The 15461-nt window shown below is 58.7% G+C and carries 12 protein-coding genes; all 12 read right to left on the reverse strand.

Annotated elements, in window-relative coordinates:
• Nucleotides 1-39: 39 nt before the first annotated feature.
• Nucleotides 40-2055 (reverse strand): NAD-dependent DNA ligase LigA, encoded by a 2016-nt coding sequence (ligA, locus tag DXB44_RS02550; protein ID WP_118657627.1) that lies wholly within the window; start codon nt 2053-2055, stop codon nt 40-42.
• 415 nt (nt 2056-2470) lie between these two features.
• Nucleotides 2471-3988: a DUF3794 domain-containing protein gene (locus tag DXB44_RS02555; RefSeq protein WP_118657628.1), complete on the reverse strand. Its 1518-nt coding sequence runs from the start codon at nt 3986-3988 to the stop codon at nt 2471-2473.
• A gap of 269 nt (nt 3989-4257) precedes the next feature.
• On the reverse strand, nt 4258-4893 hold the full coding sequence (locus tag DXB44_RS02565) for a thiamine diphosphokinase (RefSeq protein WP_055184442.1): 636 nt from the start codon (nt 4891-4893) through the stop codon (nt 4258-4260).
• Between the two features lie 18 nt (nt 4894-4911).
• The gene (gene rsgA / locus DXB44_RS02570) at nt 4912-5790 is read right to left on the reverse strand and encodes a ribosome small subunit-dependent GTPase A (protein WP_118657629.1); all 879 of its coding nucleotides are present in this window, start codon (nt 5788-5790) and stop codon (nt 4912-4914) included.
• 12 nt (nt 5791-5802) lie between these two features.
• Nucleotides 5803-7686, reverse strand: coding sequence for a Stk1 family PASTA domain-containing Ser/Thr kinase (pknB, locus tag DXB44_RS02575; RefSeq protein ID WP_118657630.1), 1884 nt, complete (start codon nt 7684-7686; stop codon nt 5803-5805).
• Nucleotides 7679-8428 carry a Stp1/IreP family PP2C-type Ser/Thr phosphatase gene (locus DXB44_RS02580; RefSeq protein WP_118657631.1) on the reverse strand — a complete coding sequence of 250 codons (750 nt, stop codon included), beginning with the start codon at nt 8426-8428 and terminating at the stop codon, nt 7679-7681. Before DXB44_RS02580 ends, pknB begins: the two co-directional genes overlap by 8 nt.
• A 16-nt stretch (nt 8429-8444) precedes the next feature.
• Nucleotides 8445-9485 carry a 23S rRNA (adenine(2503)-C(2))-methyltransferase RlmN gene (gene rlmN / locus DXB44_RS02585; RefSeq protein ID WP_055184449.1) on the reverse strand — a complete coding sequence of 347 codons (1041 nt, stop codon included), beginning with the start codon at nt 9483-9485 and terminating at the stop codon, nt 8445-8447.
• A 42-nt stretch (nt 9486-9527) separates the two neighbouring features.
• On the reverse strand, nt 9528-10859 hold the full coding sequence (rsmB, locus tag DXB44_RS02590; protein ID WP_118657632.1) for a 16S rRNA (cytosine(967)-C(5))-methyltransferase RsmB: 1332 nt from the start codon (nt 10857-10859) through the stop codon (nt 9528-9530).
• Nucleotides 10859-11779 (reverse strand): methionyl-tRNA formyltransferase, encoded by a 921-nt coding sequence (fmt, locus tag DXB44_RS02595; RefSeq protein WP_118657633.1) that lies wholly within the window; start codon nt 11777-11779, stop codon nt 10859-10861. Before fmt ends, rsmB begins: the two co-directional genes overlap by 1 nt.
• On the reverse strand, nt 11779-12315 hold the full coding sequence (gene def / locus DXB44_RS02600) for a peptide deformylase (protein ID WP_005926004.1): 537 nt from the start codon (nt 12313-12315) through the stop codon (nt 11779-11781). The genes fmt and def overlap by 1 nt, the downstream gene beginning before the upstream one ends.
• Before the next feature lie 23 nt (nt 12316-12338).
• Nucleotides 12339-13178: a GIY-YIG nuclease family protein gene (locus DXB44_RS14755; protein WP_118657634.1), complete on the reverse strand. Its 840-nt coding sequence runs from the start codon at nt 13176-13178 to the stop codon at nt 12339-12341.
• A 15-nt stretch (nt 13179-13193) separates the two neighbouring features.
• Entirely contained in the window at nt 13194-15455 is a 2262-nt protein-coding gene (gene priA, locus DXB44_RS02610; RefSeq protein ID WP_118657635.1) for a primosomal protein N', read from the reverse strand.
• Between the last annotated feature and the right edge of the window lie 6 nt (nt 15456-15461).

Genomic DNA, 15461 nt, shown 5'->3' on the forward strand with positions numbered 1-15461 from the left:
TTTGAAATTATCTGTATTTCGACGTTCAGGAAAGCTGCTTTAAGTCGTTTCCGGTTCTGCCGGGGCATCTTGCAGCATGGTAAGAAATTCCTGTTCGGTCAGTACCGGCACGCCCAGCGCCTGCGCTTTGGTCAGCTTGGAGCCCGCCGCCGCACCGGCCACCACATAGGCTGTTTTTTTGGAGACGGAGCCGCTGGCTTTGCCGCCGTTTTTCACGATCAGTGCTTCGGCCTCGTTGCGGGAGAGGGTTTCCAGCGTACCGGTGACCACCAGCGTTTTGCCCGCCAGTTTATCCCCCTTCGGCTCGCCCTTCCACTGCATATTGACCCCGGCGTCTGCCAGACGGTGCACAAGGTCGGTGGTGCCTTCCTTGGCAAAGAATTCCACCACGCTCTGCGCCATCACGCCGCCAAAGCCGTCGATTTGACTGACCTGCTCTGCGGTGGCTTCTCGGATGGCTTGCAGCGTGCCGAAATGCTCTGCAAGCAGCGCGGCTGCCTTATCGCCGATATTGCGGATGCCAAAGCCGAACAAAAGTTTATCCAGATTGTTTTGCTTGGAGGCAGTAATGGCCTGTAACAGATTGTCTGCGCTTTTCTCCTTGAATTTGTCCAGCTCCAGCAGCTGTTCCCGGGTCAGCGTGTAGATATCTGCTGCAGAATGCACCAGCTCCTTTTCCACCAACTGGGTAGCCACTGCCTCGCCCAAGCCCTCGATATCCATGGCATCCCGGGAGGCAAAATGAATGATATTGCGCAGCGCCTGTGCCGGGCACTCCGGGTTCACACAGCGCAGGGCGGCTTCGTCCTCCAGATGCACCACCGGCGCGCCGCAGGAGGGGCAGACCGTGGGCATGGTGTAGGGCTCAGCGTCCTCCGCATGATGGGTGACTCCGATGACCTCCGGGATGATATCGCCCGCCTTGCGCACCTGAATGGTGTCCCCGATGCACAGCCCGAACTGCCGGATAAAGTCCTCGTTGTGGAGGGTGGCGCGAGCTACCGTAGTACCTGCCAGAAACACCGGGTCAAAGCAGGCGGTGGGGGTAAGCACACCGGTGCGGCCCACAGCAACCTCGATGCTGCGCAGGGTGGTCTCCTTGACCTCCGGCGGGTATTTGAAGGCAATGGCCCAGCGCGGGAATTTGTTAGTAGAACCCATCAGCTCCCGCTGGGCAAAATCGTTCACCTTGATAACGGCACCGTCCATGTCGAAATCCAGCTTTGCACGATTCTGGCCGATGTTCTCGATCTCAGAAATGGCGTCCTCGATATCATGCACCACATGGTAGCGCGGCGATACCGGCAAACCAAGGCTCTTGAGGTAATCCAGACTTTCGGAGTGCTTGGTCAGGGTTTTACCCCGGATCTGCTGCACATTGAACACAAAGATAGAAAGCCCACGGCTGCCGGTGATGCGGGCGTCCTTTTGCCGCAGAGAACCAGCAGCAGCATTGCGGGGATTTTTAAAAGGCGCAGCACCCTGCAATTCCTGCTCGGCACACAGGTGCTGAAAGGCCTTGTGGGGCATATACACCTCGCCGCGTACTTCCAGAAACTCCGGTGCATCTTTAAGGGTCTTGGGGATGCTGCGGATGGCGCGCACGTTTGCGGTAACGTCCTCGCCCACCACGCCGTCACCGCGGGTGGAGGCACGGACAAGCTGCCCGTTCTCGTACTCCAAGCTGCAGGAAAGACCATCGATCTTGATCTCCACAACATATTCCGGTTCTACTCCGGCCTCGCGGACGCGGCGGTCAAAGTCCCGCAGCTCATCGAAGGAGAACGCATCCAGCAGGCTTTCCATCTTGACAGCGTGGGTCACCTTGGGCAGCTTGCTGCTGGCGGTGCCGCCTACCTTCTGGGTGGGTGATGTTGCTGTAATCAGCTGGGGAAACTGTGCTTCCAGCTCCTTTAATTCCCGCGTCAGGGCATCGTATTCAAAATCTTCCAGCTCCGGCGCATCCTGATCGTAGTAAAGCCGGTTGTTTTTCTCAATAACAGCGCGCAGCTCTTCCACGCGCTTTTTAGCCTGTTCCAGTTCCAAATGTTCCACTCTCCTGCGATATCATTTTGCCGCCCGCCGTGCTGTTTTCCCGGCAGAAACAGTGCTGTACACCGGACACAGCAGACGAGCGGCAGTCGTTTGCATTTGCATCTTCCTTAGTATACCACATCCATGGATGGTCTGCAAAGCGTTAAATACAAATCGTATTTTTGAAGTGTTCTCATGCCTTGAAATCGATATCAGTACGGTTCGTGTGTTGATTTATAATCACTTGCATAAGATACTAAACGTATATTCGTTATGTTTTGTATTGATAATACGTTTTATTTTAGGAATCCTTTTGTAGTGACTTTTAGTAATTCTTTGTGCTGCTTTTTTCTGCGCAGGCACAGGCAAAAAGAATCCCCCTCCCCGGCGCGGTAGCTTGTGCCATCCGGGAAAGGGGTACAGTTAAGTTTGCAGCTCAGGTGACCGGGATCAGCAGCCGCTGTGCCTGCGGCAGCCTGGCAAGCTCCTCTTCTAGCTGATTCGCCGCAAGGATCTGCGCCGGAGCCACATGGAACCGCCGGGCCACTGCAAACAGCTCCTCCCCGGCCTGCGCGTAGTAGATTCGCAGAGCGATCTCGGGGTCGGTATCGGGCAGCGGGTCGCCAAGGGTGATGCTGCCGATGACCGGGCTGGTGGTGCAGCCTAAAATCGCGCCCTCTGCCCGGACAGTAATCGTAGCTTCCAGTGTGCCGCCCGCACAGGTGCATTGCACGTTCTCGGTGCTCAGCCAACATTCCGGCACAAGCACCGTTCCCTCCGGCGGCGTGATGGGCAGCGGGACAGCGACCTCCAAGGTTTTCTCGTAGCTTTCCAGTTCACCGAGGGTATTCTCCGCAAGGGCTGTTACCACCGCCTTTGCGGCAAGCACCCAGCCCTCCCCTTTTTGGATGGCCTGCTGAGGGCCATAGTGCACAAAGCAGGCTCGCAGCTGCGCCCCTGCATCCGGCAGCGGACCGGAGCCTGTGGCGGTAGCGGTATCGTTCAGGGTGCAGAGCAGTTGCTCTGTAACGAGCGGCTGCGGCGTGAGCTCCGTTTCAAATCGGGTGGAAAAAGCATCCACTGCCACCTGCAGCTGGTAGCTGCGCCATGCCCGCAGATGCAGCATGACATTCGCCGTCAGCTGGGCGGCGGCGCTTTCCGCCTGCGACAGGGTAAAGCCCACCGGCTCTGCCACGCACAGGCAGCGGCAGTCCTCGGTAATACCTTCTAAATCTATCACCTGCTGGAAGGGCAGCGCCGCCGCCTGACTTTGCAGGGCAGTGTCCCCTTCTGCCCGCCATGCACACTGCACCCGCAGCTCCCCCTTGACCACAGCCTTTCCGGCAAGAAGCTTTACCTCTGCCACACAGGCGTTTCCAGTAATATCCAGTACAGCCGCCGGGGGCTTTGCAAAGACAAGCTCTCCCTCTAAGGTAACCAGCTTATCCAGCACAGCCACGCTGCGCACACCTTGCAATGTACGCAGCTGCTGCTCAATGCCGCCATCTGCCAGTGCAGTGATGACCTCGGTCTTGCATTGGGTGTGCACCGTGACCACCAGCCCATAGGCACCCCGCATCTCAATACGGCGCGGGTCTGCCGCGCGGGTGTTGAGGTACTCTGTCTGCCCTTCCACCACGGCTGTCCATGCGGTAAAGGCAAGCTCCGGCAGCTCCAGCTGCCGGGTGAAGGGCAGCTTTTGCTCGGTCTGGCACAGGCCTTTTTCCGCTTCGCTCTGATAAAACACTGTGCAGCGCAGATAGCCCTCTAGGGTAAGCCTGCCCGGCTGCAACTGCCGCTGCAGCACCACCGGGCGGACAAAGCACTTGACCAGCTTACCCACCGGCGGTAGGTCATCCGAGATGCGGATCTCGGTTTCCAGAGGAAGTTCTGCTTTTACGGTACAGCCTGCCCCGCCCTGCGGCAGCGTGTCCCGGAATATCTTCAGTTCCATGTGTAGTGTGCTCCTTTCCCTGTCCGTTTCCGTAAGAGTGTATGCAGCGGCAGGCGGCGGTATGCCGACAGCAAAAGGCCGGTGTGCAGCAGCTGCCACACACCGGCCTTTTATGGATTTAGTTCTCTTTGCGGATGCCGAACAGCTTGCGCAGAATGCCGCACAGCGCTTTCGGGCTGCGAATGACCACTACCTGCATCTCCACCCCGCCTTTCGCTCATGTTTACCCCATTATAGCGTCTGACAGGCAAAAATGTTCCGGGAAGGGTTCAATCTGCGATGGTCTCCACCACCACAAGCGCACCCTGCCGGGTGCTGACGGTGATGCAGCTTGAGCCTTCGGCGTACTCGTTGCTCACACCCAGCGGATAGCCTGCTGTGAGCACGGCATCTTCCAGCTCATAGAAGGAGCCTTTTTCGTACACACCCTCGGCGCGCCCCTCCATGGGGAAGGCCGAGAAGTAGAAAAACTCCTCCTTGGGGTAGCAGCGGCTCTCGCCCGGCAGCACAAAGGTGATGCGGGAGCGCTCGTCCTGCAAGGCGGCACGGATGCCGCGCTGCTCCAGCCCAAGACCGGTGCACAGGTTTGCAAGGGTATGCTCCACCCGCCTGCCGCCCAGTGCACCCAGCAAAAGCACCTCGTCAAAGCCCTTTTGCGCCGCGAGCTTTGCGGCATACTCGGTATCGGTGTCGTCCTTGACGTGGGGCAACACAACGATATCGTCCGCATTCTGCTGCGGACAGGGAGCGGAATCAAAATCGCCTACAATGATATCCGGCTTGCAGCCCAGCCGTTCGCAGTTGCGGTAGCCCGCATCGCAGGCAATGATAAAATCATCACTGCGCAACAGGTGTTTGAGTTCCGGCTGCACCGGGCAGGCGGAAAGGATCACACAACGGGACATTTTATTCTTCCTTCCGTTTTACACTTTCGGGCGCTGCCAGTCCTTGACATCCTTTACCTCGTCGTACATGGCGCAGTAGCTGTCGTACCGGGTCTTGGAAAGCTTGCCCTCTGCCAGCGCTGCCCGCACAGCACAACCTTTTTCGCTGCGGTGGGAGCAGCCGGTAAACTGGCACTGACCAAGATAAGGGCCAAATTCCGGGAAGGCGTGCTCCAGATTCTCCTTGGGGATGAATCCGGCGCGGTTGGCTTCCAGACTGGCAAAGCCCGGGGTGTCGGCAATGCGTCCGCCGTAGGCTTCAAAGACGGTCACCTCACGGGTGGTGTGGCGGCCGCGTCCCAACTTCTGGCTGATGGCGCTGGTCTCGCGGGCAGCATCCGGCAGCAGCGCGTTCAGCAGGGTGGATTTACCCACGCCGGAGTTCCCGCAGAAAGCGCACAATCTGCCGTTGATCCACTGTTTTATTTCGTCCAGCCCGGCACCGCTTTCGTAGTCGATGCGGATAAACGGCAGAGTGGACTTTGCGTAGGCGTTTGCCAGAAAATCCGCCTCGACAAGGTCGCTTTTGGTGCACACCACCACCGGCTGTACGCCTTTATCCACCGCAATGGCAGAAAGCTTATCCAGCACCAAGGTGCTGGGGGTGGGCTGGGTAGTGCTTGCCACAAGGAACAGCACATCCAGATTTGCCACCGGCGGGCGCACAAAAACGTTTTTACGGGGGGCGATCTGCGCAATGACCGCTGCACCGTTCTCAGTTTCCAACGTCACCTCATCCCCTGCCACAGGGGTGATCTTCTGCTTGCGGAAGATGCCGCGGGGCTTACACTCCACGATACCGTCCGGCGTTTTTACATAGTAAAAGCCGCCAATGCCTTTTACGATATAACCGTTCATGCACATCCTCCGTCAGCCCAGCAGCGAGGACCACCAGTCCAGAATACCGCCGCCTGTGGAGCTGCTGCTGGAGCTCGGCTCGCTGCTGCCGCCGGTGCTCTCGCCGCCGGTAGAGCCTTCGCCCGTGGTGCCGGAAGTGCCGTCACCGCTAGGCTGCTCCGGTTCCTGTGCCGGTGCAGCGCCCGCGCTGACCACAACGTTTACGCGGCTGTTCAGCTTTGCGGTAGCACCTGCCGCCGGGTTCTGGCTGAGCACCGTACCTGCGGGCTGGTCGCTGTATTCTTCGCTCTGGCTGCCAAGACCCAGATGATTCTGCACCAGCAGGGTGCGGGCATCATTCACGCTCATGCCGGTAAGGGAGGGCACCTTGGTAGTGGTGGACACCTGCGGACGGCTGATATAAAGAATGACCGTAGAGCCTGCCGCTACCTGCGTACCGGCGGCAGGGTCGGTGCGGATGACCGCACCGGAGGCCACGGTGGTATCCACAGCCTGCGTGACCAGCACCGAAACGCCCAGTGCCTTGAGCTGCTGTTCGGCATCGGTCTGCACATAGTTGGTCAGATCCGGCACAGTGACATACTGGGTACCCAGACTGACGGTCAGCGTTACGCTTTGTCCCTCGCGGACGGTGCGGCCGGATACCGGCGACTGCTTATAGATATAACCGGCAGCATAGTTGCTGTTATATTCTTCTTCCCACTCCGGGGAGATCTGGCCGGATGCGATCTGATCCGTGGCCATGGCCTGATCCTTGGTCATGCCGATATAATCTCCAAGGGTGACATCGGCTTTGTTGTTCATCAGGTTGGAGGAATCGTTCAGGATCATCCAGCACAGTGCCATGCAGGCCAGTGCAAAGGCAATGGTGATGCCGAACAAGGCTGGCAAAAAGACGGTACGGCGCTTTTTGCCCGACCTGCTCTTGCCGTTTTTGCGGGGGGCTGGCTGTTCGTTCTGACGGATCGCGCGGTTCTGGTTCATGGTACGTTTCACCACCTTTTCGGGTGCTTCTTCTGTAATATACTGATATTCAAACAGCACGGAAGGGTTCTGCACATAGGTGTCCAGTGCTTCCAACATTGCCCGTGCCGAGGGGTAGCGGTTCTGGGGGAGCTTCGCCATGGCTTTTTCGGTGATCTCCACCAGCGCATAGGGAACCTCCGGTGCCAGTTCATGCAGCGAGCGGGGCTCGTCCGAGATCTGCTTGATGGCGACCTCCACCACATCATCGGCATCAAAGGGCAGATGACCGGAGAGCATCTCGTACATCATGACGCCTACCGAGTAAATGTCACTGGTGCAGTCGGTCTCGTCCCCTTTTGCCTGCTCCGGGCTGATATAATGCACGCTGCCCATCGCCTTGCCGGCCAGCATCTGGTTATCTGCCCGGGAAATACGGGCGATGCCGAAGTCCATCATGCGCAGCTGGCCATTATCCAGCAGCATAATATTCTGGGGCTTGATATCCCGGTGCACGACGCCGTTGGCGTGGGCATGCTCCAGCGCCTTGAGGATCTGGGAGATGAAGTGCACGGTCTCCCGGCTGGAAAGCTTGCCGCCCCGCTCGTTGAGGTACTCCCGCAGGGTCATGCCGTCCACATACTCCATGACGATATACTGCAGATGGTCGTTGACCGAAACATCGTACACCTTAACGATATTGGGGTGGTTCAGCAGCGAGATGGCCTTGGATTCATTTTTAAAGCGGCGCACAAGATCCGGGTCGTGCATATACTCCTGCCGCAGCACCTTGACCGCCACCACAGTCCCGGCGGGCACAGGGCCGTTCTGCCCCCGCATGACCGCCTTATATACGTTGGCCATGCCGCCGGAGCCAATCAGTTCCTGCACCTCGTACAGGCCGTCCAGTCTTTTACCGATCAGGTTATCCATGGCGCACCTCCATCGGCTCTATCCCCACCAGCAGGGCGGTGATGTTGTCCGGGCCGCCGTTTTCGTTAGCGGTGCGGATCAGAGCATCCGGCAGGTCGTAAAAAGACCCGCTGCGCAGCAGCTGTTCCAGCTGCTCCATAGGCACAGCATTGGTCAGACCGTCCGTGCATAGCAGCAGAACATCCCCTGCCTGCAGCGCCACGGTGGTGAACTCCGGCTCCAGCCGGTAGTCCACGCCCAGTGCCCGGGTAATGATGTTTTTCTGTGGGTGATGCTCTGCTTGCTCCTGCGTAATAGTGCCGCAGTCCACCAGCTCCTGTACATAGGAGTGGTCGTGGGTCAGCTGCGCCAGCTTACCGTCCCGGTACAGATAGGCGCGGGAATCGCCCGCATGGCTCAGATAGGCCTTGCCGCCGCGCACCAGAGCGCAGACAGCGGTGGTGCCCATACCTGCCAGGGACTCCTCCCGCAGTGCCTTCTGGAACACATAGCGGTTGGCGCTGAGCAGCGCCTTCTTTAGAAAAGTCTCCTCTTCGCCGGGGATGCACTGGCTGTACTGCTCCTGAAAGCAGCGCTCGATGACGCTGCACGCACACTGCGAGGCTTCCCGCCCGCCGCGTGCGCCGCCCATGCCATCGCACACCAGTGCCCAGGCTGCATCGCCGGGCAGCTCCCCGGCACGGTAGTCATCCTGATTGTCCTGCCGGACGCGTCCTACATCCGTTTTTCCTGCAAGTTTCATAGGTTTCTCCCTCTATTTATGCCTTGCCGTTCATTTCGTCGCGGCGTAGCTGGCCGCAGGCGGCACTGATCTCGCTGCCAAGGCGGCGGCGCACCGTGGCGTTTACGCCAAGACTTTCAAGCTTTTGCTGGAACCGGCGCACATTGGCTGCATCCGTAGCAGAATACGGACTGCCGTCCACCGGGTTGATGGGGATCAGATTTACATGCGCGCCCATGCCCCGGATCAGGTCTGCCAATTGCTTTGCGCAGACATCAGAATCATTGACACCGCGCACCATGGAATATTCAAAACTGACCCGGCGGCCGGTGGTCTCCTGATACCGGCGCACCGTCTGGATCAGCTGCTCCACCGGGTAGGCATCGTTGACCGGCATCATGCTGCTGCGGATCTGGTTGGTAGGTGCGTGCAGCGAGATGGAAAGGGTAAGCTGCAGCTTTTTCTCCGCCAGCTGGTCGATTTTGGGGACAAGACCGCAGGTGGAAAGGCTGATATTGCGCATGCCGATATTGACGCCCTCGGGCGAGGTGATGTTTTCCAAAAAGCGCATCACCTCGTCAAAGTTATCCAGCGGCTCGCCGATGCCCATAAGCACGATATGCGAGATACGCTCGCCGATATCCTTCTGGGCAGTGTAGATCTCAGAGCAGATCTCGCCTGCTTCAAGGTTGCGCACCCGCCCCGCCTGTGTGGAGGCGCAGAACCGGCAGCCCATGCGGCAGCCCACCTGCGTGGACACGCACACGGTATTGCCGTAGTGGTAGCGCATGACAACGGTCTCGATGCAGTTGCCGTCCGCCATGCGCAGCAGATACTTCACAGTACCGTCCTTAGCTTCCTGACGGCGTTCGATCTGCGGTGCAGCGATATAAAAGGTTTCTTCCAGCTTTGCCAGCAGGGTCTTGGGCTGGTCGGTCATGGCAGAAAATTCGGTGACCAGTTTCTGGTGTACCCAGTGGAAGATCTGCTTTGCCCGGAAGCCCGGCTGCCCCAGAGCTTTCAGCTCTGCGGTCAGCTCTGCCAGCGTCAGGGAAGAAATACAGCGTTTTTGTTCCATTCTGTTCTCCTATAACAGGATACGACCCTCAGAGAGTCGTGGTTATTGCGTTCCGGCGGCTTTTTGCAGCACACACAGGAAAAAACCGTCCATGCCGGTGCGAGTGGGCACTGAGAGGCAGCCGTACTCCCCTGCCGTCATCCCGGCGGGCAGCAGCACATCCGGTGCGCAGACCGCAAATTCCGGGTGGCGCTGCAAAAAGGCTGCGATCTGCTGCTGATTTTCTGCCGGGTCGATGGTGCAGGTGGAGTAGACCAGCCGCCCGCCCGCCTTGAGCAGCGCCGCAGCGGTATCCAGAATTGCCGCCTGTGTGGCAAGCAGTTCTGCCTGCCGGGCAGCTTCCAGCTTTTTATAGCGGAGATCCGGCTTTTTTGCCAGAATGCCCAAGCCGCTGCAAGGCACATCCGTCAGGATGCGGTCTGCCATGGGCAGTGCAGGGTTCGGTTTGGTGGCATCATTGCACAGGGTGTGCACCCCGGTAAAGCCCATGCGGTCTACCGCGGTGCGGATCAGCCCCACACGGTTTTCGGCTGCATCGCAACTGTACAGTGTTCCTGTGCCCTGCATCTGCTCGGCCAGCAAAATCGTCTTGCCGCCGGGGGCAGCGCACAGGTCCAGCACCGTTTCACCGGGGGCTGCGCCCACGCAAAGGGCTGCCAGCTGACTGGCCTGCCCCTCCACATGGTAGTACCCCTGCCGGAACAGCTCGTTATCTGCCGGGCTGCCCGCGAACCGTGCCAGCACACTGCCGGGCACGATGCCCTGCCGCACCTCTGCTGCGCCCTGCTCTGTAAGCAGCGCACACAGCTGTGCAGCGCTGGCCTTGAGGGGGTTTGCACGCAGACTGGTCAGACCGCCATCGGCCTGATAGGTCAGGATGCCCAGTGCTTCATCCGGGTAGTTTTTGTGGAGGAATTCTGCCACATCCCGCCCGGCAGAGCCTAAAACCATCAGGCGCTGGATCTCGTCTGTAAAGACGGCAGCGTCTAAATCATAGCCGCAGGCCTTGCGCAGCACAGCGTTGACAAGGCCGGAAGCGCTGGATTTTTTAAAGGTGCGGGTCAGCTTGACCGCTTCGTTCACCGCAGCGGAGACAGGCACCTGCATATAGCGCGCCTGTGCCAGAGCGGCGCGCAAGATTTCCCGCACAGGGGCATCCAGCTTCGCCAGACCCTTGGGCAGAAACTGCTCCAGAATATAGTCCAGCGTGCCGCGGTGCTCCAATACGGTGTAGAAGATGGCGCTTGCAAAGCCCTTATCCCGGCCTTCCAGCTTCTGGCGCTTGAGCTCTGCGTCCAGCACCAGATTGGAAAAGCCGTCCTGCTCCTGCCGTACCAGTGCGGCAACTGCTGCCGCACGCGGATTTGCCGCCATCAGAGGCTATCCCCCATTTTCAGGCGCAGACCCGCTGCAAAAGCAGTGCCGTCCATAGGCTTTTTGCCCTCCGGCACGACTTCCAGCAGCTGGATGGCACCCTCGCCGCAGGCTACGGTCAGGGGCTTTGTAGCCAGCACAGTGCCGGGGGCTTCACCGTTGGCGGCAGCCACGCGGCAGGACATCACCTTAAGCTTTTTGCCGCCGGAAGTGATAAACCATGCACCCGGCCAGGGATTCATGCCGCGCACCCAGTTGTGGATATGGGTGGCAGTGTCGGTCAGGTGGAACTCTGCCATCTCCTTGTTCAGCATGGGGGCAAGGGTGGCGTTTTCGTGCTTTTGCGGCACAGCCATCAGGGTGCCTGCGGCGATTTGAGGAATAGTCTCGCACAGAGCTTCGGCACCCACAGCGGTAACGCGGTCAAACAATTCGCCGCTGGTCTCCTCAGGGTCGATGGCAATCTTTTTGCAGTACAGCACATCGCCGGTATCCAGACCCTCATCCATCTGCATAATGGAAACGCCGGTCTCGGCATCGCCGTTCAGCACCGACCACTGCACCGGGGCGCTGCCGCGGTACTTCGGCAGCAGCGAAACGTGCAGGTTGATGCAGCCATAGCGGGGCATTTCCAGCACGGACTTTGGCAGAATGCAGCCATAGGCCACCACCACGATCAGCTCCGGGGCGAGAGCGCGGATGTTTTCATCCTCGCTGCCGTCCCGCAGGGTGCGGGGCTGGAACACGGGTGTGCCGTGCTCTAGAGCCACCTCCTTGACCGGCGGTGCGGTGAGCACCTGCTTGCGTCCGACGGGCTTATCCCGCCGGGTGTACACGGCACAGATATCGTGCCCGGCGGCATACAGGGCTTTCAGGCACTCGGCGGCAATATCCGGCGTGCCCATGAACAAAATGCGCATCAGTTGTTTCCTTTCGCTTCGCGGGCGGCCTTTTTGCCTTCCTCGGTATCCTCATAGAAGTACTCGCTGGATTCCATGATGGTGATGCCGTCCAGATGGTCGTTCTCGTGCTGGATGCAGCGACCCAGCAGGCCGTCAGCTTCCAGCTCGAACCATTCGCCGTTGCGGTCCTGCGCACGCACCTTGACAGCAACCGGGCGGGTCACAGCGCCGTTATGCCCCGGGAAGGACAGGCAGCCCTCGTAGGCAGTCTCCTCTTCCTCAGAAACGGCGAGGATCTCGGGGTTGACAAAATCAATGAACTTGTACTCGTAATCCTCGGGGATCTCCTCCGGGGCGTCGGTGGTGTCCCACACCACGAACAGGCGGCGCATCATACCCACCTGCGGGCCAGCCAGACCCACGCCGTCGGCGGCGATCATGGTCTCGCGCATATCGTCCAGCAGGGTGGCCAGACGGTCGTCAAAATTGGTCACGGGGCGGCAGACTTTGTTCAGGATGGGGTCGCCTTCTTTAACAATATTACGGATAGCCATAATGGTACCTCCAAATCAAGCTTTTAATTCTTATTGTATCCAAACTCTCTTGTCCGAAGTGTTTCTTTCCACCAGGACTCACGTCTCAAAATGTATTCGTCATCCATCCTTGCATTATAATTTTCAAGGATAGAATACTGGAAATTTTCTTTTACATAATCGAAGCCCTGCTTTTTTACGAGCTCTTTTAATGCTTCGTTTCCACCATGGCCATCAGCAATATAATTTGACCAACGTTGGAGAAGCATTCCCGTCTGCGATGTAGCAGAGCCAACATATAATTTACCGGTCTTGTTATCCGTAATCAGATAGACCGCTTTCTGGTTTTGCAGCGCTGCGATCCACCCCGGAAGATGCCGGTCGATTACATTTTTCAATTGCCGATAACTCAGCCGTACATTTTCATAACCCGGAAAATCCTCGCCAGTGAACTGGTCGTTTAAAATCTCAAGAACTTCCAGCTCGTCCATTACTGACGCATAAGTGCGCCCCATTGTACGGCAGGGATTATGATAACGCAGAACAAGCCGTCCGAAATATTTCCCGTAACGGGCATCATCCTGCGCCTCGTAACCAACACCGCCATTTGTTTCATCAACTTTTTTCTCCCCGGTTATCGTCTTGATGCACGTCATGAGCCATGTATCATTTCCGATTTTTAAAAAGCAGATTGCCGTTTGTCCTACACTAAAATAACGGCGGCGGTCACGCCACAGAAACCAGTCGATATTTACTTCATCCGGGTCAGTTTTATAAAGTTCCAACGGATCATCGTAACCATTGTAAATATTGAATTTCACGCGTACATTCGGAATCTCTTCTTTGCTAAAGTTCAGAATATCATTAATGCGTATTTTATCCATTTTACAATCCACCGTTCAGATGTCACCGTCCGAGTGCAGGTCTACCACGACCGATGCCTTGGACGGCAGTTTTTCTTTTTCATACAGTGCCAGTGCAGCACGCACAAGGTCGCGGAAGCGGCGGTCGTTGCGGCACTTGACAGTAAGCTTATAGCGGTAGGTGTCGTTGATCTTTTCAATGCTGCCGGGCGTAGGACCCAGAATGCGCAGGGGCAGATCCGGCTGCTTTGCCGCCTGCTGCCCTAAAAGCACCGAGAACCGGGCAGCAGCACGCGCTACCTCGTTCTCCTTTGCACCGGCAAAGCCGATGACGCACAGCCCACAGAAGGGCGGGTACAAGCCGAGCTTGCGGTAGGCGATCTCCTGCTCGTAGAAGGCGTCGTAATCCTGTGCGGCGGCAAGGGTGAGCACTGGGTTGTCCGGGTCGGTGGTCTGGATGATGGCAAAGCCGGGCTCTTTTGCGCGGCCGCTGCGTCCCACCACCTGTGTGATCAGGCTGAACACGTTCTCGTATGCCCGGAAGCCCTGCGCAAACAGCAGCGAATCGATGCCCAGAACACCCACAAGGGTCACGTCCTCGAAGTCCAGACCTTTTGCCACCATCTGGGTGCCCACCATGATGTCGTATTCATGCGCTGCAAATTTGGCAAGCAGCTTTTCGTGGGCGTCCTTGGCGGCGGTAGAGTCCTGATCCATGCGCAGCACCCGCGCCTCCGGGAAGAGCTTTGCCAGTTCCTCCTCGGCCTTCTGGGTGCCAAAGCCCCGGTACTGCAGCTTGCCGCCGCAGGCCGGGCAAAGGGTGGGCGGCGGCTCCTGCTGGGAGCCGCAGTAGTGGCACAGCACCTTATGCGCTGATTTGTGGTACACCATGGGCACGCTGCACTTGGGGCACTTGAGCACCTCGCGGCAGTCCTCGCACTGGGCAATGGTCTGATAGCCCCGGCGGTTGAGCAAAAGGATGGTCTGCTTTTCTGCCTCCAGATTACGGCGGATGGCGTCCTCCAGCGCAAGGCTGATCTCCCGGGGGTTGCCCGCAGCCAGCTCTGCCCGCATATCCACGATCTGCACGCTGGGCAGCGGGTTGCCGCCGTAGCGCTTGGTCAGGCGCACCAGCTGGGTGCGTCCGTTCTGTGCAGCGTAAAAGCTCTCGGTGCTGGGGGTGGCACTGGCCAGGAGCAGCAGTGCGCCGTTTTCGGCGGCACGCTGCCGGGCGACCTCGTGGGCAGAGTAGCGCGGCGCGGATTCCGACCGGTAGGTGTGCTCCTGCTCTTCGTCAATGATGATAAGGCCGATGTTTTCCAGCGGCGAAAACACTGCGCTGCGGGTGCCGACCACGATATCTGCGCCGCCGTCCTGGATCATCTGCCATTGCAGTAGGCGCTCGGTGTGGTTGAGCGCAGAGTGCTGCACCGCCACGCGGCGGCCGAACTGCCCTTTTAGCCGCAGGATCATCTGAGGGGTCAGGCTGATCTCCGGCACCAACACCAGCGCCTTGCGGCCAAGCTCCAGACAGCGGGCAATCAATTTTAAAAATACCAGCGTCTTGCCGCTGCCGGTCACGCCGTACAGCAGCGCCGAATGGGGCGCGGCATCTTCTAGCTTGGGCAGCAGCGTGTCGTAGGCTGACTGCTGCTGCTCCGTGAGGGTGATGGGGTCGTTGCGCAGCGGGATGGAGGCGTACAGGTCGATGGACTTATTCACCTTGCTGCATTCCAGCACGCCCTTGGTGCACAGATTATCCAGCACCGCGCGGCTGATACCTTTATCCTCCAACTCGTTCAGGGTGCGAGGGCCGCCGCTCAGCAGCGCCACCGCTGCCAGCTGTTTTGCCGTAGGCTTTGGCTTTTGCGGCAGTGTACCCACCAGCTTATAGGCGTTTTCGGTGTGGCGGGTAAGCTGCTTTTGCAGCACCGGGGTCACACCGTCTGCCGCCACGGCGGGCTTATACTGCGCACCATACGGAATGACCGCCTTGACGGCCTCGTAGTAGGTGCAGAAGGTGCGTTCCTTTAAAAAATGCACCAGCCGCAGCAGCTCCGGTGTCAGACAGGCCGAGGCCGGGGCTACATCGAACAGATATTTGAGCTTGGAGTGCTCCGGCTCGGCATCGCAGGCCAGTACCACGCCCATGCGGGCGCGGCTGCCCTTACCAAAGGGCACCAGCACCATACTGCCCAGACGCACCGCATTCTGGTGCTCCGGCAGAACAGCGTAGGTATACAGCTTATCAAAATGGAAGGTCGCATTGCTGACGGCAACGCCTACCGTCTTGGGCATTCGTCC

Source organism: Faecalibacterium sp. OM04-11BH (assembly GCF_003482185.1).
Taxonomy (GTDB): domain Bacteria; phylum Bacillota; class Clostridia; order Oscillospirales; family Ruminococcaceae; genus Faecalibacterium; species Faecalibacterium tardum.